Here is a 24,646-nt window from a genome sequence, read left to right as displayed (position 1 = left end):
CCACTATTATTTTTCTTTGCGAACCCAATCAACTGTGGGAGCTGGCTTGCCTGCGATAGCGGTGTGTCAGTCACCACCGCTATCGCAGGCTAGCCAGCTCCCACATTGACCTCACTTCGACTCGAGGGATCAGTCGAAGGTAATGCCCTGCGCCAGCGGCAATTCCAGCGAGTAGTTCACGGTATTGGTCTGACGACGCATATACCCGCGCCATGCATCCGAACCCGACTCACGCCCGCCGCCGGTCTCTTTCTCACCGCCAAACGCGCCGCCGATTTCTGCGCCGCTCGGGCCGATGTTGACGTTGGCGATGCCGCAGTCACTGCCGACCGCCGACATGAACTGCTCGGCTTCACGCACATCGGTGGTGAAGATGCACGACGACAGGCCCTGAGGCACGGCATTGTTCAGGCGCAGCGCTTCGGTGAAATCCTTATAGCCGATCACATACAGAATCGGCGCGAAGGTCTCGGTGCACACCACTTCGCTTTGCTCAGGCATTTCCACAATCGCCGGTGCCACGTAGTAGGCATTCGGGAATTTATCTTCCAGTTGGCGCTTGCCACCGAACACTTTGCCACCTTCGCTCAAGGCCTGCTCCAGCGCGTCCTGCATGTTCTCGAAGCCGTGCTTGTCGATCAGCGGGCCGATCAGGTTGCCTTCCAGCGGGTGGCCGATGCGCACTTTGGAGTACGCAGCCTTGAGGCGGGTGACGATTTCTTCCTTGACCGACTCGTGGGCGATCAGGCGGCGCAGGCTGGTGCACCGCTGGCCAGCGGTGCCGACCGCGCTGAACAGGATGGCGCGCACGGCCATGTCCAGGTCGGCGCTTGGGCCGAGGATCATCGCGTTGTTGCCGCCCAGCTCCAGAATGCTGCGGGCGAAGCGTGCCGCGACTTTCGGCGCCACTTCGCGGCCCATACGGGTGCTGCCGGTGGCGCTGATCAGGGCCACGCGCGGGTCATCCACCAGTGCGGCGCCGGCGTCGCGGCCACCGATGACCACTTGGCTGAGGTACTCGGGGGCGTCAGTGAATTTTTTCAGCACGCGCTCGAACAGCGCCTGGCAGGCCAGGGCGGTGAGCGGGGTTTTTTCCGACGGTTTCCAGATCACGGCGTTGCCGCACACCAGCGCCAGCGTGGTGTTCCACGCCCACACGGCGACCGGGAAGTTGAAGGCGCTGATCACGCCGACCACGCCCAGCGGGTGCCAGGTTTCACGCATGTGGTGGCCCGGGCGCTCGGAGGCGATGGTCAAACCGTACAGTTGGCGGGACAGACCAATGGCGAAGTCGCAGATGTCGATCATCTCCTGCACTTCACCCAAGCCTTCCTGAGTGATCTTGCCGGCTTCCCACGACACCAGCTCGCCGAGGTCGGCCTTGTATTCGCGCAACACGTCGCCGAACTGGCGCACCAGCTCGCCACGACGTGGTGCAGGCACCTTGCGCCAGGCCTCGAATGCATGCTCGGCGCGACTGACCTGCTGCTCCACCTCGGCGGCACCTTCCCAATGCACGCTGCCGATACGGCTGCCATCAATCGGCGAGTGCACGGGTTGTTTACCCGACTGGTACAGCGCCGGGTTTACCCCGAGACGATCAAGCAATGCGGCAACCATGGGTCACTCCTTCAATCTCAAACAGAAAATTCGCGCCGTTGCAGACACGGCGATCCAGACCTTATTTGTAGCTGGCTGAAGACTTGCCAACAAACGACGATTAGGCGAGATATCATTCCGTTTATTCATGCAAAGAATAAAAAGAGGCGTGCCGTGCTGAACAGAAGACATTTGCCCTCGATCACCGCCCTGCAGTGTTTCGAAGCGGCCACCCGCCATTTGAGCTTCACCCGCGCCGCCGAGGAGCTGAACCTCACGCAAAGCGCGGTGAGCAAGCAGGTGGCGCAGTTGGAAGAGCTGCTGCAACATCTGCTGTTCCGCCGGGTACGCCGACGCTTGCAGATGACCCCGGCAGGCGACTTGTACCTGGTGGAAGTACGAAAAATTCTCACGCAAGTGGAGATGTCCACCCACTACTTGCGCTCCTACGGCGGCGAGACCGAAGTGCTGCGCGTGTCCACGCCCTACACCTTTGGCGCGCGCTGGCTGGTCCCGCGCCTCAAGGGTTGGCGGCTGCGGCACCCGCACATCCATCTGGACCTGTGCAACGAGCAGGAGCCGGACGAACTGCTGCAAGGCAAGGCCGACATGGCCTTTTACTTCGGCCAGGGCTCACGGCCCGGCACCGAAAGCCTGAAGTTGTTCAGCGAAGAGCTGGTGCCCGTTTGCTCGCCCGAGAGCCTGCCAGTGCAGCCGTTTACCGACCCCACGCAACTGAGCAACCTGGTACTGCTGCAAAACGCCTCGCGGCCGCAGGGCTGGCATGACTGGTTCGCAAGCCAGGGCTACCAGACTGAACACAGCTACCACGGGCCGCGTTTTGACACCTTTTATATGTGCATTCGTGCGGCGCAGGTGGGCTGTGGTGTGGCGTTGTTGCCACGGTTTCTGGTGGAAGAAGAGCTGGCGGAAGGCAAGCTGGTGATTCCCTGGCAGCATGCAATGCCGAGCGAGGATGCGTATTACCTGGCGTATCCGGAGCATTCGGCGGAGGTGCCGAAGGTCAGGGATTTTGTGAAGTGGATGATGGAGCAAGTGCTTTAGCGCCTGTAAGAATGCTATCGCAGGCAAGCCAGCTCCCACATTTGGAACGCATTTCAAGGGTGGGAGCTGGCTTGCCTGCGATAAGGCCGGTGGCCGCACTGAAAAAATCACTGGCATACCCACCCACGTCTATGCGCCACTAGCGCCATTCCTTAATTGTGCGTAAAGGCCGGCGCCCATCGCCGACCCGTCTGGAGATTCCCGTTATGAGCGAGAGTGTGTTTGCCGATCGCATCGTGCAGAACTTGCTCGACACCGACTTCTACAAGCTGACCATGATGCAGGCGGTGCTGCACAACTACCCGAACGTGGAAGTTGAATGGGAGTTTCGTTGCCGTAACAGCGAAGACCTGCGCCCGTACCTGGCGGAGATCCGCTACCAGATCGAGCGCCTTGCCGAGCTGAGTCTGAGCCCTGACCAGTTGGGTTTCCTGGAACGCATCAGTTTCATGAAACCGGACTTTTTGCGCTTCCTCGGGCTGTTCCGCTTCAACCTGCGTTATGTGCAAACCGGTATCGAAAACGGCGAGTTGTTTATCCGCCTGCGCGGGCCGTGGCTGCATGTGATCCTGTTTGAAGTGCCGATGCTGGCCATCGTCAGCGAAGTACGCAACCGCTACCGCTACCAGACCGTGATCCTGGAACAGGCCCGGGAGCAGCTGTACCGCAAGTTTGACTGGCTGACGGCAAACGCCAGCGTCGAAGAATTATCCGAGCTGCAAGTGGCGGATTTCGGCACACGCCGGCGCTTCTCGTACCGCGTGCAGGAAGAAGTGGTCAGCGTGCTCAAGCATGACTTCCCCGGGCGCTTCGTCGGCACCAGCAACGTGCACCTGGCCCGCGAATTCGGCATGAAGCCGCTCGGCACCATGGCCCATGAGTGGATCATGGCGCACCAACAACTGGGGCCGCGCCTGATCGACAGTCAGATCGCCGCGCTCGATTGCTGGGTTCGCGAATACCGTGGCCTGCTCGGCATCGCCCTGACCGATTGCATCACCACTGACGCGTTCCTCGGCGACTTCGATTTGTACTTCGCCAAGCTGTTCGACGGCCTGCGCCACGACTCCGGCGACCCGGTGCAGTGGGCCGAAAAGGCCATCGCTCACTACCACAAGCTCGGCATCGAGCCGATGAGCAAGACCCTGGTGTTCTCCGACAGCCTGTCGCTGCCCAAGGCGCTGGAGATTTTCCGAGCGCTGCGTGGTCGCATTAATGTGAGCTTCGGCATCGGCACCAACCTGACCTGTGACATTCCAGGTGTTGAGCCGATGAGCATCGTGCTTAAAATGACGGCCTGCAATGGCCAGCCCGTCGCGAAGATTTCCGATGAAGCGGGCAAGACCCACTGCACCGACCCGAATTTTGTCGCCTATTTGCGTCACGTTTTCAAAGTACCTGCCCTTTCCAGCAAGGAGTGAATCATGCAAGCCGTACAGCGTGAGATTGCGCAGCAGCTCAAGGTCCAGGCGCCGTTCAACGACCAGGCTGCCCTTGAAGCAGAAGTCGCCCGCCGCGTGGCCTTTATCCAGGATTGCCTGCGCAATTCCGGGCTCAAAACCTTGGTGCTGGGCATCAGCGGTGGCGTCGACTCGCTCACCGCAGGCCTGCTGGCCCAACGCGCGATGAAAGAACTGCGCGCCAGCACGGGTGATGAGGCTTACCGGTTTATTGCGGTGCGCCTGCCCTACGAAACCCAGTTCGACGAACTCGATGCCACCGCCTCGGTGGATTTTATCGACCCGGACGAGCGCCACACTGTGAACATCGGCCCGGCCGTGAAATCCCTGGCCAATGAAGTCGCGGCGTTTGAAGGCAAGGCGGCGGTGTCCCGTGATTTCGTGCTGGGCAACACCAAGGCGCGCATGCGCATGGTGGCGCAGTACACCATCGCCGGTGCGGCCGGTGGCCTGGTAATTGGTACCGACCATGCAGCGGAAGCGGTGATGGGCTTTTTCACCAAATTCGGAGATGGCGCCTGTGATCTCGCGCCGTTGAGCGGGCTGGTGAAAAACCAGGTGCGTGCGATTGCACGGCATTTTGGTGCGCCGGAGTCGTTGGTCGAGAAAGTGCCGACGGCGGACCTGGAAGACCTGTCGCCAGGCAAGCCGGATGAAGCGTCACATGGCGTGACTTACGCCGAGATCGATGCGTTCCTGCACGGCGAGCCGGTGCGTGAGGAAGCGTTCAGGATTATTTGCGAGACCTACCGCAAGACTGAGCACAAGCGGGTTATGCCGTTCGCGCCGTGAGGTAGATCGCTATCGCAGGCAAGCCAGCTCCCACACTTGACCGAGTTCCAGCCTGAGAATGCGATCAAATGTGGGAGCTGGCTTGCCTGCGATGAACGATGACACGGTACTACTGACCGCCCACAAAAAAGCGCCCCGCAAGGCGCTTTTTTTGCCGCTGAAACCCTGTTACTTCAGGGTCACAGTGCCTTTCATCATCGAAATGTGCCCCGGGAACGAGCAGAAGAACGCGTAATCCGTCCCGGCCGCCAGCTTCGACACATCGAAGGTCACCGAATCTTTCTCGCCGGCACCGATGATCTTGGTGTGGGCGATGATGCGCGTGTCGCCGTCTTTCAGATAGTTCTTGTCGATACCGGCAGCCATGCCGTCGCTGGCCACGCCAGGCATGTCGGCGGCAGAGGTGAGCACCCAGTTATGACCCATGACGTTTTTCGGCAAGCTGCCGGAGTGGGTCAGTTCAACGGTGAAGGTCTTGCAGCTTTTGTCGATTTCAACGGCTTTGGTGTTGAAAGACATCTGGTCGGTAGAGTCGACGGTGACCTTGCACTCTGCGGCAAGCAACTGGCCGCTCGCCAGAGTCAGCAGGGAAACAGCAACGAGTTTGGCAAACATGTGAATCTCCAAGGCAGGGTTTAAAAAACGCTTATTGCGACAAGGGTGCATCAGGCTGGCAAAGATTCTTATGATCTGCATCAACAGATTGTATACAACTTTAGGCTATCAGCGTGATCAACACAATCTACCAGCCAAAGCAGCACCACCCGCCTATGATCGGCCCATCAACCACTGGAGCCATCGCCATGCACCTCAACCAACTCTTCAACGGCCTGCTGGCCGCTTACGCCTGCGGTAAGTGAGGCCCAAGCGCGCTGCTAAGCTGCTACCATAGCGACCCAAGGCAGCTGCGCGCCGCCCACCCTCACCTTCGACCCTAGAGGATCGCCCATGGCCAAACCTAATTACTCCTTCGCCAAACGTCAGAGAGACTTGGCCAAGGAACAGAAGAAAGAGGAAAAACTGCAACGCAAGAAAGCCGCTGCAGACGAAGAAGCCGGTGCACTGAACCCGGATGCCGAAGGTGAAGTGGCAGCAGACGACACCGAAACACCGCCTCAGGCCTGAACAGCAGCGCAGCAAAGGCTGTAACCGGCTTAATGTGGGAGCCGGGCTTGCCCGCGATGCAGGCGACTCGGTGTATCCGTCAAATCGAGTGGCTGCCATCGCAGGCAAGCCAGCTCCCACACAAGCTAGCCCGCAAGCGTCTATTCCAGCGGCATCACCGTCACCCGCACCTCCGGGTCATGGCTCCCTCCCCCCAGAATCACCCCCCGCAACGGCGACACATCGGAAAAGTCCCGGCCCCAGGCCAGGGTGATGTGCTCCAGTGCCGGCTGCACATTGTTCGTCGGATCAAAATCCACCCAGCCCGACACCGGGCAATACACCGAGACCCACGCATGGGACGCATCGGCGCCGATCAGCCGTGGCTGGCCGGGCGGTGGCTGGGTCAGCAGGTAGCCGCTGATATAGCGCGCCGCCAGCCCCCGTGAGCGCAAACAAGCGAGCATCAGGTGAGCGAAGTCCTGGCACACGCCGCGCCGGCGCTCCAGCACTTCCACCAGCGGCGTGGCGACCTGCGTGGCCTCGGCATCGAAGGTGAACTCACTGAAGATCTTTTCCATCAAGGCCTGCACACCAAGTAACAACGGCTTGCCGGGCGGGAAGCAGCTTTCGGAGAACTCGACAAAGGTGTTTTTCAGGTGCACATAAGGCGACTCGAAGCGATACCGACAGGCTTCCAGCCGCTCCGGCGACAGCGCCTGGCTGCTGTAGGTGAGGCTGTCGCAGGTCTGATCCCACGGCGGCGACAACTGGAAGTCCAGTGCCGGCCGTGCCAACACCTCCACGGTCAGCCCGGCATTCACCAGTAATTCATCGTGGGGCCGCTCGAACGCCAGCCGCGTGATCGGGTTGCCGAACACGTCCAGCTCATCGCGGCGCGAAGACGGCTGCGGGCTGATATCCAGCTGCTGCCAGGTGCAACGCTGCCAGGCGCACGGCCGTGGCCACAAATGCGCCAGTTGCTGGGCCAGGGACACCGGGCTGTCGTAGTGGTAATGGGTGTCGTGGAAAATCTGATAACGCGCACTCATCACACCGACACCGTCTGCTGGCTGACATCATCCACGTGGGCAAAGTGACGCAACGCGAGGCGATCCGACACTTGCCCACTCTCATCGGCCACCGCTTGCAGCAGGTCGGCCAGGCCATCCAGCGCGGCTCGCACGCTGGACTCACCAAACAACGGGTTCTCCAGGCAACCCAGGTCAAAACGCGACAGGCGTTCCACCAGGGGCGCCAGCCCGGTTTCCCGTGGCACGGCAAAGTCATCGTTGAGGCGACGCAACGTGCGGTTCACCAGTTTTAACTGGAACAACACGGCATGCGGGTTTTGCTCATCCAGCAACAGCAGGTCGAGCACCGGGATCAACTGCGGCACCGCCAGGTAACGCGAGCGATACGTGATGCTGCTGTTGCCCAACTCCAGCAACCACTCAAGCCCCGCCTGATCAAACACCGCCACGCCACGCAGGAACGCCGCCAGACTGCTGCTGAGAAACTGCAGACGCTCAATGCGCCGGCCCATCATCAAAAAGCGCCAACCTTCGTCGCGGGTCATGTCGTCCAGCGCAAACCCGGACAGCGCCGCGAGCGACATCACCAAGCGGTTGAGGAAATCCAGCAACTCGCCGAAGTCCGGCGTTTCGCTTTCCAGCTCCATGGCTTCGCGTTGCAGCTCCACCAAGGCCTGCCAGTTTTCCCGGGACAACTTGCCGCGCACCTGGGAGGCCGCCCACTGCAAGCGCTGCAGGTTGGCCCGCAGGCTCGAAGGCCAGTCATCACCGAGCAAGGCCGCGAGCAGACGCTCGGGCAACTCGCCCTCTTCCGGTAGCAGGCGCAGGTTCTCGCCCAGCTCGACCGCCGCCTGCAAGGCCAGCGGATCATCGCCGTCGACATAACGCGCCAGCACGATGCGCAACCAACGCGCGCTGTCATCGCAACGCTCGCAATAGCGGCCGAACCAGAACAGGTTTTCCACCACCCGCGACGGCAAATAAGGGTCGCGACGCACCAAATCATGGGCACCAATCGCCCGCTGCGCCCGCCAGTGCTCGCCGCCGATGGCACGCTCGCCAAGCACCCAAGTGTCCTTGCTCGCGCCGCCACGCTGCATCGACACCACTTCGGCATCGGCCTCTGCGGCGACTCGAGTCAGCCCGCCGGGCAGCACGCGATAGCCTTCATCGCTGGCCACGGCGTACACACGCATGCCGATGGCGCGGTGCTGCAAGTGGTCATCCACCGTGTGCCACACCGGTGCCTGGGACAACTGCGCCAGCTCTTGGGCGACGTAGGCATAAGGCCGCGCGCGCATGCGTTCAGCCAGGGCCTGACGTTGTTCATCATTCAAGTCGCGGCCGAATACCGGGCTGAAACTTTGCGACGGGAACGCCGGTTTGATCAGCAGCTCCGGCAACTTCTCCAGCGCCTCCGCCAGCACCGGCGCCTCACCGCACCACCAGGTGGCGATCGACGGCAGAATCAATTCTTCGCCAAACAGAAACTCGTTGATCTTCGGCAGAAAGCCGAGCAAACCCGGGGACTCCAGCACGCCGCTGCCCAAGGCGTTGGCCACCAGCACATTGCCCTGGCGCACCGCATCGAGCAGGCCGGGCACGCCGAGGGCGGAGTCGGTGCGCAGCTCCAGCGGGTCGCAGAAGTCATCGTCCAGGCGACGCATGATCGCGTTCACCCGACGCAGGCCGCTGAGGGTTTTCAGGAACACGGTGCTGTCGCGCACGGTGAGGTCGCCACCTTCCACCAGCGGGTAGCCGAGCTGGCGTGCGAGGTAGAGGTGTTCGAAATAGCTCTCGTTGAACCGCCCCGGCGTGAGCAGCACGATCAACGGCGGCTGGTCATCGCCGGGCGCCTGGCGGGCCAGGGTTTCCTGCAAGGTGCGGAAGAAGCCGGTGAGGTGCTGCACCTGCAGATCGCGGTACAGGTCCGGGAACGCACGGGACACGATGGTGCGGTTTTCCAGCGCATAACCCGCGCCCGAGGGCGCCTGGGTACGGTCGGCCGTGACCCACCAGCGGCCATCCGGGGTGCGCGCCAGGTCCACGGCGTACAGATGCAGGAAAGCGCCGTCGGGCGGCTGAATGCCCTGGCACGGCCACAGGAAATTGTTGTGACCAAACACCAGCTCCGCGGGCAGCAGGCCTTCCTTGATCAGGCGCTGCGGGCCATACAGGTCAGCCAGCACGGCATTGAGCAGGCGTGCACGCTGGGCGATGCCGGCGGACAGCTGCTGCCACTCATCAGCGGCCAGCACGTGGGGCAGCAAATCCAGCTCCCACGGGCGATCGGCGCCCTTGGGGTCGGCGTAGACGTTGTAGGTCACGCCGTTTTCCTGAATCTGGCGGGTCAACAGCGCCTGACGCTGGGCCAGTTGCGCTGGTGTACTGCGTTGCAGGTGATCGAGCAAGCGCTGCCAGTGGGCACGCACGGCGCCACTGTCATCCAGCAATTCATGATAAGTGCCCGCGGTCAGCGGGTAACGGTCGAGCAAGTCGGACATGGAACGCTCGGCAGGGGCAAGGAATTCAAATTCACCACAGTCTAATGTGGGAGCGGGCTTGCTCGCGAATGCGGTGGATCAGTCAATACCTGTATCGGCTGATCCACCGCATTCGCGAGCAAGCCCGCTCCCACATTTTAACCGCATTTAGTCATTTTTATTCGGGAAACGCCGTAAATCCAGGGTCATGGGCAACTCGTCGTTCACCACCACAGTCGGCACCGGGAGTTTCCCTGGGGTATGCCCCAACCGGAAAAACCGCGCCATGCGCCGGCTTTCAGCTTCATTGGCATTCACCGGCAAGCTGTCGTAATTGCGCCCGCCCGGATGGGCGACATGATACTGGCAACCGCCCAGCGAGCGCTGCATCCACGTATCCAGTAAATCGAACACCAACGGCGCATGCACCGGGATTGTCGGCTGCAAACAGTTGGCCGGTTGCCAGGCGCGATAACGCACGCCCGCGACGAATTCGCCCACGCGCCCGGTGGCTTGCAGCGGCACCGGGATGCCATTGCAGGTCAGCAGATAACGCTGCGGCGCCAGCCCGCTCAACTTCACCTGCAAACGCTCCAGGGACGAATCCACGTAGCGCACCGTGCCGCCCACCGCGCCCTCCTCGCCCAGCACGTGCCAGGGCTCCAGGGCCTGGCGCAGTTCCAGTTCGATACCGCTGACGGCGTAGTCGCCGACCTTGGGGAAACGGAACTCCAGGTGCGCCGCAAACCATTCGGCGCGCAGCGGGTAACCGGCGGCGTTGAGTTCGACGATCACGTCGGCGAAGTCCTGCTCGATAAAGTGCGGCAGCAGGAAACGGTCGTGCAGCTCGGTACCCCAGCGCGCCAGTTTCGGCGGCGCGTAGGGCTCACGCCAGAAGCGCGCAACCAGAGCGCGCAACAGCAATTGCTGGGTGAGGCTCATGCGCGCATGGGGCGGCATTTCAAACGCGCGCAGTTCCAGCAGGCCCAAACGGCCAGTGGCGCCGTCGGGCGAGTAGAGTTTGTCGACACAGAATTCGGCGCGGTGGGTGTTGCCCGTCACATCGATCAACAGGTTGCGCAGCAAGCGATCTACCAACCATGGCGGGCAGTCTTCGCCCGGTTCAGGCATTTGTGCGAAGGCAATTTCCAGCTCGTACAGCGCGTCGTTGCGGGCTTCGTCTACCCGTGGTGCCTGGGAAGTCGGGCCGATGAATAAGCCGGAAAACAGGTAGGACAACGACGGATGGTTGTGCCAATAGCTGATCAGGCTGCGCAGCAAATCAGGGCGGCGCAGGAACGGTGAGTCTTTGGGCGTCGCGCCGCCGAGTACAAAATGGTTACCGCCGCCGGTGCCGGTGTGGCGCCCGTCGATCATGAATTTTTCAGTGGTCAGGCGAGTCTGCCGCGCCTCTTCGTAGAGGAATTCGGTGCGCTCCACCAGCTCGTCCCACGTAGCGGACGGCTGCACGTTAACCTCGATCACACCCGGGTCCGGGGTGACGCGGAAGTTGCTCAGGCGTGTGTCGGCCGGTGGCTCGTAGCCCTCCAGCAATACGGGGCAATGCAGCTCCTCGGCAGTGGCCTCGATGGCGGCCACCAGCTCCAGGTAATCCTCGACGCGTTCCAGTGGCGGCATGAACAGGTACAGCCGCCCTTCCCGCGCTTCGGCGCACAGTGCGGTGCGCGTCAGCCAGTCGGCGGACTGATCCACCTCTGGCACCCGCTCATCACTCGGCGCAGCGTCGGCGTGGCTTTGCAGTTGCGCCGTCGTCGGCAAGTCAGGCAGATCCTGATTGGGATCAACCGGGTGCACAAACGGATACTCCGCCGCCGTCACCCAAGGCTGCGAGGCCAGCGGCAGGCGATAACCCAGCGGCGAGTCGCCCGGCACCAAGCGACAGTGGTTATCGCGCAGGTACCAGCGCCCGCTCTGCCAACGGTCATTGGCAGCGGTGCGCGCCAGCGGCAGCACTTGGCCGATGACTTTATCCAGGCCCTGACTGAACACTTTGCGCAGGCGCTCGCGCTCCAGGTCGTCGCTCAGGCGCGGGTCCTGGGCGGTGACGTTTTGCGGCAAAGCACCTTCGCGCCACAGATAGTAGAAATTGTCTTCGAAAGCCGGGAACACGAAGCGCGCGGGCAGCTTGAGGCGCTCGGCGACGCTGGCCAGAAAACGCCCAGCCATCACGCCATCAGCGCCGTAATCCTCCTGCTCATCGGCGATCAGCGCGCTGTTGTGCCAGATCGGCACCCCATCGCGGCGCCAATAGCAGTTGAGCGACCAGCGCGGCAGTTGCTCGCCCGGGTACCACTTGCCCTGGCCGAAATGCACAAGGCCTTTGGGCGCGTAGTGGTTGCGCATGCGCTGAAACAGTTCGGCGGACAAGCGGCGTTTGTCCGGCCCCAATGCGGCGGTGTTCCACTCGGCACCGTCGGGGTCATCGATGGACACAAAGGTCGGTTCGCCGCCCATGGTCAGGCGCACATCGTCCTTGAGCAGGTCGCCGTCGATCTGTCGGCCCAGGGCCTGGATCGCCAGCCATTGCTCTTCGGTGTAGGGCTTGGTGACGCGCGGCGCTTCCCAAATCCGCTCGACCGACATTTCGTGGGTAAATTCGCACTCGCACGGTTCCACTAAGCCACTGATCGGCGCGGCAGAAGAAGGATCGGGACTACAGGCCAATGGGATATGCCCTTCACCGGCGAACAGCCCGGACGTGGCGTCCAGACCGATCCAGCCCGCGCCGGGCAAATACACCTCACACCAGGCGTGCAGGTCGGTGAAGTCGACTTCGGTGCCGGACGGGCCGTCGAGGGCTTTGACATCGGCGGTGAGCTGAATCAGGTAGCCGGACACAAAGCGCGCCGCCAACCCCAGGTTACGCAACAACTGCACCAGCAGCCACGCCGAATCACGGCAGGAGCCGGAGGCGTTTTCCAGGGTGAACTCCGGGGTTTGCACGCCCGGTTCCATGCGAATCAGGTAACCAATATCGGCGGCCAAACGCTGGTTGAGGCCCACCAGAAAATCCACCGCAGGCAACGGCGTACGGTCGATGCCGGCCAGGTAGGCGGCAAATTTCGGCGTCAGCGGCAAGGTTTCCAGGTACGGCGCCAGCTCACGCTGCTCATCGGCGGCGTAGCTGAACGGGATTTTTTCGGCGTAGGGCTCAAGGAAAAAGTCGAAGGGATTGAACACCGCCATCTCGGCGACCAGGTCAACTTCGATGCGCAGTTCTTCAGTCTTTTCCGGGAACACCAACCGCGCCAGGTAATTGCCCTGTGGGTCTTGCTGCCAATTGATGAAGTGCTGCTCAGGCAGCACTTTGAGTGCGTAGGACAATATCCGTGTGCGGCTATGGGCCGCCGGACGCAAACGCACAATCTGCGGGCCAAGTTCGACAGCACGGTCGTAGCGGTAATGCGTAACGTGGTGCAACGCGACATGAATCGACACGGCGGCCTCCTGCGAGCCAGGGCATGAAAACAAAGCGCGCAAGACTTATGCCAGAGCAGTCGTCATTGCGCTTTATCGTGGGACCCGGTGCAGTACAGCACCAAAACGGCGCCAACGCGGGTGCCGTGGTGCGAGGCTTGCACATATTTGTGGCGGATGTGTGAGGGGTGGGTGGTGAATCTACCCAATCAGCCGGCTTTGGCGGCCTCTCGCAGGTGGCGCACCTCAAGCAGCTTCCGGCGCATTTCGCGGTGGCGTTTGCTGTTCAGCAGCAACAATCCAAGCAGCGGTAGCAGCACGCTCAAGCCATACAACAGGAAATGCGGCCGGTACGCGACTGTCGGCAATACCGCCAGAAGGCAAAGCCCCAACAGGGTTGCCAGCGGCCAAACCCATTGCGGGCGGCCACGCGCGATCATGAAATTGCAGTGCACCACGAGCCAGGCCAGTGCCAGGCCGCCCAGAAAAGAATACTGGGCGTTTTGCGCCAATGGCAGGTCCGGGAAATAGCTGTCGAACACCAGTGGGACGGCGAGCACCAACGTAAACACAGCCGCAAAAATCGCGCCCATGAACACCGGAAAATACTGCGAGAGAAAACTGCGAATACCGGGCATCTCATGCATCACTCGATCTCCTCATACAGGCCGACGGCAAGTGTGCGCACATTCCCTGAAACAGCACTGCCGGTTAAGCCGATCGCGGCGCCCAAGGCATCTTTTATCTGTGTCACCGTTGCATGCTTCACCTGGGTGGGCGTGAACCGTTTGGTCGCCTCGCCTGACAACTGCTTCAACTTGAGCATTTTCGAGCTCATGCGCGGGTCCTTGATACTGAGCAACTCCTTGGTCAACTTGGCGCGCTCCTGACGGTTCAAACCCTTGAGGACTTCCCGCACGCTTTTGCCGGTGGCCGCTTGATTCATGCGTACCAGTTTTATCGTAGTCAGCGCCGAGGCACCTACGCCGACCAGCGAGGCGGCATCCAGCGCGATCATTGTGTACTGGTACCACTGCGCACTGTCGAGTTCGTCATTTTTGGCCGGGTTGCTGATTTCATTGACCGTGCGATAACCACTGGCCACGCACTGCAACGTGCTGGCCGTGGCGGCCGTGTAGCCAATCGCGGCAACCACGCTGCTGGCGCCCGCCGTAAAGGGCACCGCAACGGAGCCGCTGAGTACCACGATCCAGCCGATGACCGCCCCGGCGCAGGACAACGTGGTGTTGAGCGCCTCCCCCACCACACGCGACTCTCGAGGGTTGTCCTGGACGTGCTGCGCAAACTGCGCCGGGGCGATGTATTTCTGGGCCTCGCGCAGGATGACGCGTTTGGGTGCGATGCTGCAGATGGGCTGGAATTCGCGCAGGGTGATGACGTTGAAGTCGGCGTCGATGTAGACGACGCCGGCACCCACGATGGCAGGGTCGGCGTCGATGGCCGCGAACAGGCGCCGCAGGTTGATCTGGCTTTCGAGGCGCTGGCGCGCCATGAATTGGGAGCGGTTGGAGTCCATGCCGATGCCGGCCAGGGGGCTGCTCATGGGGGTGTTCTTCCTTGAAGGTGATGTGGCCACACCGGCCTCATCGCAGGCAAGCCAGCTCCCACAGGGGAATGCATTCCAACTGTGGGAGCTGGCTTGCCTGCGATAGCAATCTAATGGGCGCCACCATAACAAACAGGCCACCCAGCGCCTAGAAAGCAAAACGCCAGCACGAGGCTGGCGTTTTGCGTATTCAGATCACGATCAACGCGGCACTACCGGCTTGCGCGCAGGCTTGCCGCCCTTGCCCTTCGCCGCATCACTGCGCTCTTTGGCTGCCTGCTTGTTGCGGGCCTGGGCCGCAGCCTTGGCTTGCTCACGCTTGTCCCACGGGTTGCTGCCGTCGCTGCCGCGCGGTGGCAAACCGGTGTGCTGGGTGAGGATTTTGGTGGTTTCCTTGGCGACCTTGTGGCTGCCGGCCGGCGTCGAGTTTTTGCGACGCGCGCTCTGGTAGCTGTCGGTGGACGGCTGGTGCAGCGGGATCAACTGCTCCTTGCCCGGCCCGATCAGGTCGGCGCGGCCCATGCGGGTCAGCGCTTCACGCAAAATCGGCCAACCTTTCGGGTCGTGGTAGCGCAGGAACGCCTTGTGCAGACGGCGCTGGTCTTCGCTCTTGACGATGGCCACGGCGTCGCTCTTGTAGGTGACCTTGCGCAACGGGTTCTTGCCCGAGTGGTACATCGCGGTGGCGGTGGCCATTGGCGACGGGTAGAACGCCTGCACCTGGTCAGCGCGGAAGTCATTGCGCTTGAGCCACAGGGCCAGGTTCATCATGTCTTCATCGGTGGTGCCCGGGTGGGCGGCGATGAAGTAAGGAATCAGGTACTGCTCCTTGCCCGCTTCCTTGGTGTACTTCTCGAACATGCGCTTGAACTTGTCATAGCTGCCAATGCCCGGTTTCATCATCTGGTTGAGCGGACCTTCCTCGGTGTGTTCCGGGGCGATCTTGAGGTAACCACCGACGTGGTGGGTGACCAGCTCTTTGACGTATTCCGGCGACTCTACGGCCAGGTCGTAGCGCAGGCCGGAAGCGATCAGAATCTTCTTCACACCGGGCAATGCACGGGCGCTGCGGTACAGCTGGATCAGCGAGGAGTGGTCGGTGTTCAGGTTCGGGCAGATGCCGGGGAACACGCAGGACGGCTTGCGGCACGCGGATTCGATTTCCGGGCTCTTGCAAGCGATGCGGTACATGTTCGCGGTCGGTCCGCCGAGGTCGGAGATCACACCGGTAAAGCCCGGGACCTTGTCGCGAATCTCTTCGATCTCGCGAATGATCGACTCTTCAGAACGGTTCTGGATGATGCGGCCTTCGTGCTCGGTGATCGAGCAGAAAGTGCAGCCGCCGAAGCAGCCACGCATGATGTTCACCGAGAAGCGGATCATGTCGTAGGCCGGGATCTTTTCCTTGCCGTACGCCGGGTGCGGGATACGTGCGTAAGGCATGCCAAACACGTAGTCCATTTCTTCGGTGGTCATCGGGATGGGCGGCGGGTTGAACCATACGTCCACTTCGCCGTGCTTCTGCACCAGCGCGCGGGCGTTGCCCGGGTTGGTTTCCAGGTGCAACACGCGGTTGGCGTGGGCATAGAGCACGGCGTCGCCACGGACTTTTTCTACCGACGGCAGGCGGATCACGGTTTTGTCGCGGGTCATGCGCGGGCTGGCCAGGATCTGCACGACCTTGGCTTCTTCCGGATCATCCACCGGGCCCTTTTCCTGCTCGATGGCGCAGGCCTGGGTGTCCTGAGTGTTCACGTACGGGTTGATGATCTTGTCGATCTTGCCCGGGCGGTCGATACGCGTGGAGTCCACTTCGTACCAGCCCGCCGGCGTGTCACGGCGAATGAACGCGGTGCCGCGCACGTCGGTAATGTCTTCGATCTTATGGCCCCACGACAGGCGCTGGGCAACCTCGACAATCGCACGTTCGGCGTTGCCGTACAGCAGGATATCGGCGGTGGCGTCGATCAGGATCGAGTTGCGCACACGATCCTGCCAGTAGTCGTAGTGGGCGATGCGGCGCAGGGAGGCTTCGATGCCGCCGAGTACGATCGGCACGTTTTTGTAGGCTTCCTTGCAGCGCTGGCTGTACACCAGGCTCGCGCGGTCCGGACGTTTGCCGGCCATGCCGCCCGGGGTGTAGGCGTCGTCGGAGCGGATTTTCTTGTCAGCGGTGTAGCGGTTGATCATCGAATCCATGTTGCCGGCCGCGACGCCGAAGAACAGGTTCGGCTCGCCGAGCTTCATGAAGTCGTCTTTGGACTGCCAGTTCGGCTGCGCAATGATCCCGACGCGGAAGCCCTGAGACTCCAGCAGCCGGCCGATGATCGCCATGCCGAACGACGGATGGTCAACGTAGGCATCACCGGTGACGATGATGATGTCGCAGGAATCCCAGCCAAGCTGATCCATCTCCTCCCTGCTCATCGGCAGGAATGGCGCTGGGCCGAAACATTCGGCCCAGTACTTGGGATAGTCAAATAACGGCTTGGCTGTTTGCATGACGATGACCGGTGTTGAGATGAAAAATCGCGGGCGCGGAATATAGCACAAATTTTGACCAATTCCGACGGCAACAGTCGGAATTGTGGTGACGCCATCGCAGGCAAGCCAGCTACCACACTTGAATTGTTAATACCTTCAAATGTGGGAGCTGGCTTGCCTGCGATGAGGCCCTTACAGACTCTGGGGGAGTTACTCGTCGTCGAAGTTGTAACTACCCGGCGCAAGGTTTTCGAAACGGGTGTATTTGCCGATAAACGCCAGGCGCGTGGTGCCGATCGGGCCGTTACGCTGCTTGCCGATGATGATCTCGGCGATACCTTTGTGCTCGGTTTCCGGGTGGTACACCTCGTCCCGGTACACGAACATGATGACGTCGGCATCCTGCTCGATCGCTCCGGATTCCCGCAAGTCGGAGTTGATCGGGCGTTTGTTCGGTCGCTGCTCCAGGGAGCGGTTGAGCTGCGAGAGCGCCACCACCGGGCAGTTGAATTCCTTGGCCAGGGCTTTCAACGAGCGGGAAATCTCGGAAATCTCGTTGGTCCGGTTGTCGCCGCTGGAGCCCGCGATCTGCATCAATTGCAGGTAGTCGATCATGATCAGGCCGATTTCGCCGTGCTCACGCACCAGCCGTCGGGTACGCGCGCGCATTTCCGAGGGGCTGATACCGGCGGTGTCATCGATGAACAGCTTGCGATCATTGAGCAGGTTGACCGCCGAGGTCAGCCGCGGCCAATCGTCGTCTTCCAGGCGACCCGCCCGTACTTTGGTCTGGTCGATACGGCCGAGCGAGGAAAGCATCCGCATGATCAGCGATTCGCCTGGCATCTCGAGGGAGTACACCAGTACGGCTTTTTCGCTGCGTAACACCGCGTTTTCCACCAGGTTCATGGCGAAGGTGGTTTTACCCATCGACGGACGGCCCGCGACGATGATCAAGTCGGCCGGTTGCAGGCCACTGGTCATGCCATCGAGGTCGGTGTAGCCGGTAGACAGGCCGGTGATGGCGTTGTCGGTGTTGAACAGCGTGTCGATACGGTCGATGGCCTTGGTCAACAGATCGTTGACGCTGACCGGGCCGCCGGTTTTCGGGCGCGCTTCGGCGATCTGGAAGATCTGCCGTTCGGCTTCGTCGAGAATTTCTTCGGCGGTACGCCCTTCCGGGTTAAACGCGCTGTCGGCGATTTCAGTGGCAATGCCGATCAACTGGCGCAAGGTAGCCCGCGCGCGGACGATCTGCGCATAGGCCTTGATGTTGGCGACCGACGGGGTGTTTTTGGCCAACTCACCGAGGTAACCGAGACCACCCACCTGCGAGGTCTGACCTTCCTTGTCCAATTGCTCGGCAAGGGTCACGACGTCGATCGGGGAGTTCAGGTCGGCCAGCTTGGCGATGGCACGGAAGATCAGGCGGTGGTCATGGCGATAGAAGTCACCGTCCGAGACTTGATCCAGCACGCGTTCCCAGGCGTTGTTGTCCAGCATCAAACCACCGAGTACAGCCTGTTCGGCCTCGATAGAATGCGGCGGCACCTTCAGGGCAGCGGTTTGCAGATCGTATTGCTCGGGAGCTGAAATATCGTTCATGGCCACTTGGAATTAGGGGATTGTAGAAAAACAAAAGGCACGACCTGTAAACAGGATCGTGCCCGATGTTAACCGCCTGACACGCGAGGTGCCAGTCAGTTAGGTGCGACTTAAGCTGCTACCACTACAACGCGTACGGTGGCTTCAACTTCGGCGTGCAGGTGCACGGCTACGTCGAATTCGCCTACGTTGCGGATGGTGCCGTTCGGCAGACGAACTTCGCTTTTCGCAACTTCAACGCCGGAGGCGGTCAGTGCATCAGCGATGTCGTGGGTGCCGATCGAACCGAACAGCTTGCCTTCGTCACCGGCGGTGGCAGTGATAGTCACTTCCAGCTCAGCCAGTTGGGCAGCGCGAGTTTCGGCCGAAGCTTTTTTGTCTGCTGCTGCTTTTTCCAGCTCAGCACGACGCTCTTCAAACGCAGCCAGGTTGGCAGCGGTTGCAGCGGTGGCTTTGCCGTATGGCAGCAGGTAGTTACGACCGTAACCGGCCTTAACGTTCACTTTGTCGCCCAGGTTGCCCAGGTTGGCGACTTTTTCCAGAAGGATCAGTTGCATGTGAAAATCCTCTAACTTTTAACCTTCACCGTTCGCGTTATCGGCATCTTTCGATGCGAGACGACCGCGAAAATCAATCAGGCCGTCGACAATGGCCAAAACCACGAGTAACGGATAGATCAGCTGCATGAACAGCAACAGCGTGACGTACAACCCCACCAGCCAGAACCTGGCCAGGCGCTTTCGCGCAACCAGCCCATGAATCAGGGCCAGCCCGGCAAACACCAGCGGTACGCTGCAAATCGGCGCCAGCAAGGCCATCTGTGGACCGAAGTTCGGTCCGACAACCATGCACGCCAGCAGCAACATCGCCGGCCCCGCAGGGATTCTGATACTGCGAAATTCGCGACCAAAACCACCCGGGTTGTACAACAACGCCTGCCAATAACGCCCAAGAATCAGGCTCAGCACGCTGACAACCTGCAACAAAGCCGCAATCAGGCCGGTCAGGACCGGTGCAATCAGTGACACAAACCGCGCTCGCTCATCTACCGACAATTGCTGGTAGAGATCCCCGAGCGCCATCGGCAGGATCTTGACGATCTCTTGCGACAGCGCTTCGATTTGCGGGCGGAAAGCCGCGCCAAGCATCACTGAGTACACCAACCCCAATGCCACGCTGACCAGCAGCGTGCGGACCCAGGACTCACTTGCGCGTAAAACCAACGCAAGGCTCGATGACCCCAGCAGTACCAGAAGTACCCGTGGATCACCGAATTGCAGCCACCAGATCAAGGCCGGCAACAATCCCAGGGCAAGAACGCCAAGGGCGTCCTTCAAACCGCGCCGCAGGAGCACAAGGCAACCTGCAGCAGCACCCAACCAATAAAGCAACGGCAATGCCGCACATCCAGCCACTACCAGAGTGGCCTGCACGCGACCGCGCATGATGAACTCAGCTAAGGCGCGCATGCATTCAATCCCTTACTACGTGTCGACTGCCCGGTCTCAGCGGCCGTGGCTGTCGGTGTAGGCCAGCAGGGCCAGGAAGCGGGCGCGCTTGATAGCGGTGGCCAGCTGACGCTGATAACGTGCTTTGGTACCGGTGATACGGCTTGGAACGATTTTGCCGGTCTCGGATACGTAGGCTTTCAGAGTGTTGAGATCTTTGTAATCGATCTCTTTGACGTCTTCAGCGGTGAAGCGGCAAAATTTACGACGACGGAAGAAACGTGCCATTTGATAGGCTCCTTAAAAGGTCCGTGGATTACTCGTCAGCGTTATCGCTGTTGTCGCTGTCATCGCTAACGCTATCAGCGTCATCGTGCTCAGGACGGTCGCGACGCTCACGGCGCTCACTGCGGTTTTCTTCAGCCTTGAGCATCTCGGATTGGCCGGTAACGGCTTCTTCGCGACGGATGACCAGGTTACGGATCACTGCATCGTTGTAGCGGAAGTTGTCTTCCAGCTCGGCCAGGGCCTTGCCAGTGCATTCAACGTTCAGCATCACGTAGTGAGCCTTGTGAACATTGTTGATTGCGTAGGCCAGTTGACGACGGCCCCAATCTTCCAGACGGTGGATTTTGCCGCCGTCTTCTTCGATCAGCTTGGTGTAACGCTCTACCATGCCGCCGACTTGCTCGCTTTGATCCGGGTGGACCAAAAAGATGATTTCGTAATGACGCATGAATGCTCCTTACGGGTTGTAGCCTGCCGCTCAAAAACGGTCAGACAAGGAGTGAATGACACTTATGGATCTTGCCGCAGGGAGGCACATCGGTGCCTGCCAGGAAGGCAAGGGGCGCAATTGTAGAGAAGGGGGAGAAACGGCGCAAGGTGATTGGTGATTATTTGAACAATCTTCCAAACACCCCAAACAACTGTGGGAGCTGGCTTGCCTGCGATGCAGTCACCTCGGTGTATCAGTGATACTGAGGTGATGCTATCGCAGGCAAGCCAGCTCCCACATTTGGAACTGCGTGAGGCTTGGTTACTTCTTCGTCTTGGCCTTCACGCCACGCTGGCGCTGGGCTTCAAACAGGCACACGCCCGTCGCAACCGACACGTTCAGGCTGCTGACGCTACCGGCCATCGGCAGTTTCACCAAATAGTCGCAGTGCTCACGGGTCAGGCGACGCATGCCTTTGCCTTCGGCGCCCATGATCAGGATGGTCGGGCCGGTGAGGTCCTGGTCATAAATACTGACTTCAGCCTCGCCTGCCGTGCCCACAACCCACAGGCCACGCTGCTGGAGTTTCTCCAGGGTACGCGCCAGGTTAGTCACGGCGACCAGCGGAATCACTTCCGCCGCACCGCACGCCACTTTACGCACGACTGGCGTCAGGGTGGCCGACTTGTCTTTAGGCACGATCACCGCCAGCGCACCGGCAGCATCTGCCGAACGCAGGCAGGCGCCGAGGTTGTGCGGGTCGGTCACACCGTCCAGCACCAGCAACAGCGGAGCACCTTCGGTACGGTCGAGCAGCTCATCGAGCATCGCTTCGCCCCAGACCTGGCTCGGGCTGACGTCGGCGACCACGCCCTGGTGAACGCCCTCTACCCACACGTCCATTTCACGACGCTCGGCCTGGCCGATGGCAACCTTGTTTTGGGTAGCCAGCTCGACCAGCGCTTGTACGCGCGGCTCACTGCGACCTTCCGCCAGCCACACTTGCTTGACGCGTTTGGGATGGTGACGCAGCAGGGCTTCTACGGCGTGTACGCCGTAGATTTTTTCCAGACTCATGACTTGGCCTTAGGTTTGCGCGACCCGCCGCTTTTCGCGGGGGCCGAACCCGCTTTTGGCGGGCCTTTACGGTGTTTACTTGGCTTGCTCGACGGATTTTCCGCCCCGCGAGACTTTCCCCCAGACGCCGCTTTACCACCGCTTTTGGCTTCGTTAAGCAACTGCTGCTTCAACTCGCGGCTCTTGCGCAGCTCGGCGTTTTTCGCCGCAGCGTCGCTAGGGCGGTAGGCTTCGGGGGCCTTTTCCTTGGTCGACGAGCGACGGCCCGCCTTGGCTGGCGCAGGCTCGGCGACCGCCGCTTTCGCGGGAGCCCCTTTGCCTTTGCTGGCTGGCGCAGCAGTCTCGCTGCCGCGTTTTTTACGGCTGCCCGGTGCTTCGGCAGGTTTGTCAGGCATACCGAAGTCGATCTTGCGCTCGTCGAGATCGACGCGCATGACCTGCACTTCCACGGTGTCGCCCAAACGGAAGCTGCGACCGGTGCGCTCGCCCGCCAAGCGGTGATGCACAGGGTCAAAGTGGTAGTAGTCACCCGGCAAGGCGGTGACGTGTACCAGGCCTTCGACGTAAATATCGGTCAGCTCCACAAACAGACCAAAGCCGGTCACGGCCGTGATCACGCCCGGGAACGTCTCGCCAACGCGATCTTTCATGAACTCGCACTTGAGCCAGTTCACCACGTCGCGGGTCGCTTCGTCGGCACGACGCTCGCTCATGGAGCACTGCTCGCCCAGCTGTTCCAGGGCCGCTTCGTCGTACGGATAGATCCGCGCCTTCGGAATGGTCATGGCACCGGCGCGCTGAACGTGCGGGGTGTTCTGCTTCGAGTGAATTACGCTGCGGATCGCGCGGTGCGTGAGCAGGTCCGGGTAACGGCGAATCGGCGAGGTGAAGTGTGTATACGCTTCATAATTCAAGCCGAAGTGGCCCTGGTTATCTGCGCTGTACACCGCCTGGCTCAGGGAGCGCAGCATCACGGTCTGGATCACGTGGTAATCCGGACGGTCCTTGATGCTCGCGAGCAGTGCCTGGTAATCCTTCGGCGACGGGCCGTCCTTGCCTTTGTGCAGGGACAGGCCGAGTTCACCGAGGAACGCGCGCAGTTTTTCCAGACGCTCCGGCGGCGGGCCGTCATGCACCCGGTACAACGCCGGAATCTCGTGCTTCTTCAGGAACTCAGCGGTGGCCACGTTGGCCGCCAGCATGCATTCCTCGATCAGCTTGTGAGCATCGTTACGTGTAGTCGGGGTGATCGCGGCGATCTTGCGCTCGGAACCGAAGACAATTCGGGTTTCCTGGGTTTCAAAATCGATCGCGCCACGCACGTGACGAGCGCCCAGCAACACCTTGTACAGCGAATACAGCTGCTTGAGGTGTGGAACCACGCCCGCGTATTCAGTACGCAGGGCCTTGGCTTCGCTGGTTTTTGGCGTTTCCAGAATGGTGCTGACCTTGTTGTAGGTCAGGCGCGCCTGGGAGTGGATCACCGCTTCGTAGAACTGGTAGTCGGTCATTTCACCGGTTTTCGAGATGGTCATCTCGCACACCATGGCCAAACGGTCGACTTTCGGGTTCAGGGAGCACAGACCGTTGGACAGCTGCTCAGGCAGCATCGGGATCACGCGCTCCGGGAAGTACACGGAGTTGCCGCGCACCTGAGCTTCGTTATCCAGCGCCGAACCAATCTTCACGTAGCTGGACACGTCGGCAATCGCGACGAACAACTTCCAGCCGCCGGAGAACAGGCGCAGCTTGCCAGGCTTGGCTTCGCAGTAGACCGCATCGTCGAAGTCGCGAGCGTCTTCGCCGTCGATGGTGACGAACGGCAGATGACGCAGGTCGATGCGTTTTTCTTTGTCTTTCTCTTCCACTTGCGGCTTGAGCTTGGCGGCTTCTTTGAGCACCGCATCAGGCCACACGTGAGGAATATCGTAGGTGCGCAGCGCAACATCGATTTCCATGCCCGGCGCCATGTAGTTGCCGACCACTTCAACGATATCGCCCTGAGGCTGGAAGCGCGCAGTCGGCCAGTGGGTGATTTTCACCTCGACAAACTGGCCGACCTTGGCGGCGCCATTGCGGCCCGGGGTAATCAGCACTTCCTGCTGGACCTTCGGGTTATCCGGCACCACAAAACCGATGCCGCCTTCTTCGAAGTAACGGCCAACGATCGATTCGTGAGCACGCGACACCACTTCGACGATCACGCCTTCACGGCGACCACGACGGTCCAGGCCGGAAACGCGTGCCAGGGCACGGTCGCCATCGAACACCAGGCGCATTTGCGCCGGGCTCATGAACAGATCGTCGCTGCCGTCGTCCGGGATCAGGAAGCCGAAGCCGTCACGGTGACCGGCGATGCGGCCCAGGATCAGGTCGAGCTTATCCACAGGCGCGTAAGTGCCACGGCGGGTGTAGATCAGTTGAGCGTCGCGCTCCATGGCACGCAAACGGCGGCGCAGGGCTTCGAGCTGGTCTTCGGTGGTCAGACCGAACTCTTCAACCAGCTGCTCACGGCTAGCAGGCGAACCCCGATCGGCGAGGTGCGCCAGGATCAGTTCGCGGCTAGGAATAGGGTTTTCATATTTTTCCGCTTCACGAGCGGCCTCGGGATCGAGGGACTGCCAATCGGCCATTAGAGAGTTTTCACCTTGTCTATATGCGGGTTAGTTTGGCATACGCGTATTGAAACGGGAAATTTCAGGCATCAACAAGTGTTTAAAAGCCCTTTGCAGCCCCCAGCGAGCACCTTGCACGACCATTGGCGAAATTTTC

At 60.9% G+C, this 24,646-nt stretch carries 19 protein-coding genes; 4 read left to right on the top strand and 15 right to left on the bottom strand.

Going from position 1 to position 24,646, the window contains the following annotated elements:
- Nucleotides 1–129: 129 nt before the first annotated feature.
- On the bottom strand, nucleotides 130–1,620 hold the full coding sequence (gene amaB / locus BFW87_RS14295) for an L-piperidine-6-carboxylate dehydrogenase (RefSeq protein WP_078740432.1): 1,491 nt from the start codon (nucleotides 1,618–1,620) through the stop codon (nucleotides 130–132).
- A gap of 153 nt (nucleotides 1,621–1,773) precedes the next feature.
- Here amaB and BFW87_RS14290 point away from each other — a divergent pair, with 153 nt between their 5' ends.
- The 3 genes from BFW87_RS14290 (at nucleotide 1,774) to nadE (ending at nucleotide 4,916) form a co-directional block, all read left to right on the top strand.
- Nucleotides 1,774–2,664, top strand: coding sequence for a LysR family transcriptional regulator (locus BFW87_RS14290; RefSeq protein ID WP_078740431.1), 891 nt, complete (start codon nucleotides 1,774–1,776; stop codon nucleotides 2,662–2,664).
- Nucleotides 2,665–2,870: 206 nt separating this feature from the next.
- Nucleotides 2,871–4,085 (top strand): nicotinate phosphoribosyltransferase, encoded by a 1,215-nt coding sequence (gene pncB / locus BFW87_RS14285; protein WP_078740430.1) that lies wholly within the window; start codon nucleotides 2,871–2,873, stop codon nucleotides 4,083–4,085.
- A 3-nt stretch (nucleotides 4,086–4,088) separates the two neighbouring features.
- A complete protein-coding gene (nadE, locus tag BFW87_RS14280; RefSeq protein WP_078740429.1) occupies nucleotides 4,089–4,916 on the top strand; it encodes an ammonia-dependent NAD(+) synthetase in 828 nt (275 codons plus the stop codon).
- Between the two features lie 168 nt (nucleotides 4,917–5,084).
- On the opposite strand, the gene azu is transcribed toward nadE, so the two are convergent.
- A complete protein-coding gene (azu, locus tag BFW87_RS14275; protein ID WP_078740428.1) occupies nucleotides 5,085–5,531 on the bottom strand; it encodes an azurin in 447 nt (148 codons plus the stop codon).
- Nucleotides 5,532–5,864: 333 nt separating this feature from the next.
- Here azu and BFW87_RS31980 point away from each other — a divergent pair, with 333 nt between their 5' ends.
- Nucleotides 5,865–6,041, top strand: coding sequence for a hypothetical protein (locus BFW87_RS31980; RefSeq protein WP_176159745.1), 177 nt, complete (start codon nucleotides 5,865–5,867; stop codon nucleotides 6,039–6,041).
- 140 nt (nucleotides 6,042–6,181) lie between these two features.
- On the opposite strand, the gene BFW87_RS14270 is transcribed toward BFW87_RS31980, so the two are convergent.
- The 13 genes from BFW87_RS14270 to rnr all read right to left on the bottom strand — a co-directional run bounded on the left by BFW87_RS14270 (nucleotide 6,182) and on the right by rnr (nucleotide 24,507).
- Complete coding sequence (locus BFW87_RS14270) at nucleotides 6,182–7,072, bottom strand: transglutaminase family protein (protein WP_078740427.1); 891 nt, start codon at nucleotides 7,070–7,072, stop codon at nucleotides 6,182–6,184.
- Complete coding sequence (locus BFW87_RS14265; RefSeq protein WP_078740426.1) at nucleotides 7,072–9,558, bottom strand: circularly permuted type 2 ATP-grasp protein; 2,487 nt, start codon at nucleotides 9,556–9,558, stop codon at nucleotides 7,072–7,074. Before BFW87_RS14265 ends, BFW87_RS14270 begins: the two co-directional genes overlap by 1 nt.
- A gap of 147 nt (nucleotides 9,559–9,705) precedes the next feature.
- Nucleotides 9,706–12,996 carry a DUF2126 domain-containing protein gene (locus BFW87_RS14260; RefSeq protein WP_078740425.1) on the bottom strand — a complete coding sequence of 1,097 codons (3,291 nt, stop codon included), beginning with the start codon at nucleotides 12,994–12,996 and terminating at the stop codon, nucleotides 9,706–9,708.
- A gap of 188 nt (nucleotides 12,997–13,184) precedes the next feature.
- A complete protein-coding gene (locus BFW87_RS14255) occupies nucleotides 13,185–13,622 on the bottom strand; it encodes a hypothetical protein (RefSeq protein WP_078740424.1) in 438 nt (145 codons plus the stop codon).
- On the bottom strand, nucleotides 13,622–14,539 hold the full coding sequence (locus tag BFW87_RS14250) for an NAD synthetase (RefSeq protein WP_078740423.1): 918 nt from the start codon (nucleotides 14,537–14,539) through the stop codon (nucleotides 13,622–13,624). Before BFW87_RS14250 ends, BFW87_RS14255 begins: the two co-directional genes overlap by 1 nt.
- 204 nt (nucleotides 14,540–14,743) lie before the next feature.
- Nucleotides 14,744–17,044, bottom strand: coding sequence for a YgiQ family radical SAM protein (locus BFW87_RS14245; RefSeq protein WP_078740422.1), 2,301 nt, complete (start codon nucleotides 17,042–17,044; stop codon nucleotides 14,744–14,746).
- A gap of 192 nt (nucleotides 17,045–17,236) precedes the next feature.
- The gene (gene dnaB, locus BFW87_RS14240) at nucleotides 17,237–18,631 is read right to left on the bottom strand and encodes a replicative DNA helicase (protein ID WP_078740421.1); all 1,395 of its coding nucleotides are present in this window, start codon (nucleotides 18,629–18,631) and stop codon (nucleotides 17,237–17,239) included.
- A gap of 110 nt (nucleotides 18,632–18,741) precedes the next feature.
- Entirely contained in the window at nucleotides 18,742–19,188 is a 447-nt protein-coding gene (gene rplI, locus BFW87_RS14235; RefSeq protein WP_010563337.1) for a 50S ribosomal protein L9, read from the bottom strand.
- A gap of 18 nt (nucleotides 19,189–19,206) precedes the next feature.
- Nucleotides 19,207–20,100 carry a hypothetical protein gene (locus BFW87_RS14230; protein ID WP_078740420.1) on the bottom strand — a complete coding sequence of 298 codons (894 nt, stop codon included), beginning with the start codon at nucleotides 20,098–20,100 and terminating at the stop codon, nucleotides 19,207–19,209.
- A gap of 36 nt (nucleotides 20,101–20,136) precedes the next feature.
- Nucleotides 20,137–20,367, bottom strand: coding sequence for a 30S ribosomal protein S18 (rpsR, locus tag BFW87_RS14225; protein WP_002551829.1), 231 nt, complete (start codon nucleotides 20,365–20,367; stop codon nucleotides 20,137–20,139).
- A 28-nt stretch (nucleotides 20,368–20,395) separates the two neighbouring features.
- The gene (rpsF, locus tag BFW87_RS14220; protein ID WP_078740419.1) at nucleotides 20,396–20,815 is read right to left on the bottom strand and encodes a 30S ribosomal protein S6; all 420 of its coding nucleotides are present in this window, start codon (nucleotides 20,813–20,815) and stop codon (nucleotides 20,396–20,398) included.
- Nucleotides 20,816–21,118: 303 nt separating this feature from the next.
- A complete protein-coding gene (gene rlmB, locus BFW87_RS14215; RefSeq protein ID WP_078740418.1) occupies nucleotides 21,119–21,874 on the bottom strand; it encodes a 23S rRNA (guanosine(2251)-2'-O)-methyltransferase RlmB in 756 nt (251 codons plus the stop codon).
- Nucleotides 21,871–24,507 (bottom strand): ribonuclease R, encoded by a 2,637-nt coding sequence (gene rnr, locus BFW87_RS14210; RefSeq protein ID WP_078740417.1) that lies wholly within the window; start codon nucleotides 24,505–24,507, stop codon nucleotides 21,871–21,873. The genes rlmB and rnr overlap by 4 nt, the downstream gene beginning before the upstream one ends.
- Between the last annotated feature and the right edge of the window lie 139 nt (nucleotides 24,508–24,646).

The sequence above is a fragment of the Pseudomonas fluorescens genome, from assembly GCF_002022275.1.
Lineage (GTDB): Bacteria > Pseudomonadota > Gammaproteobacteria > Pseudomonadales > Pseudomonadaceae > Aquipseudomonas > Aquipseudomonas fluorescens_AJ.
Note: the sequence above shows the minus strand (reverse complement) of the source record. Positions and strands in the feature narration are given on the sequence as shown.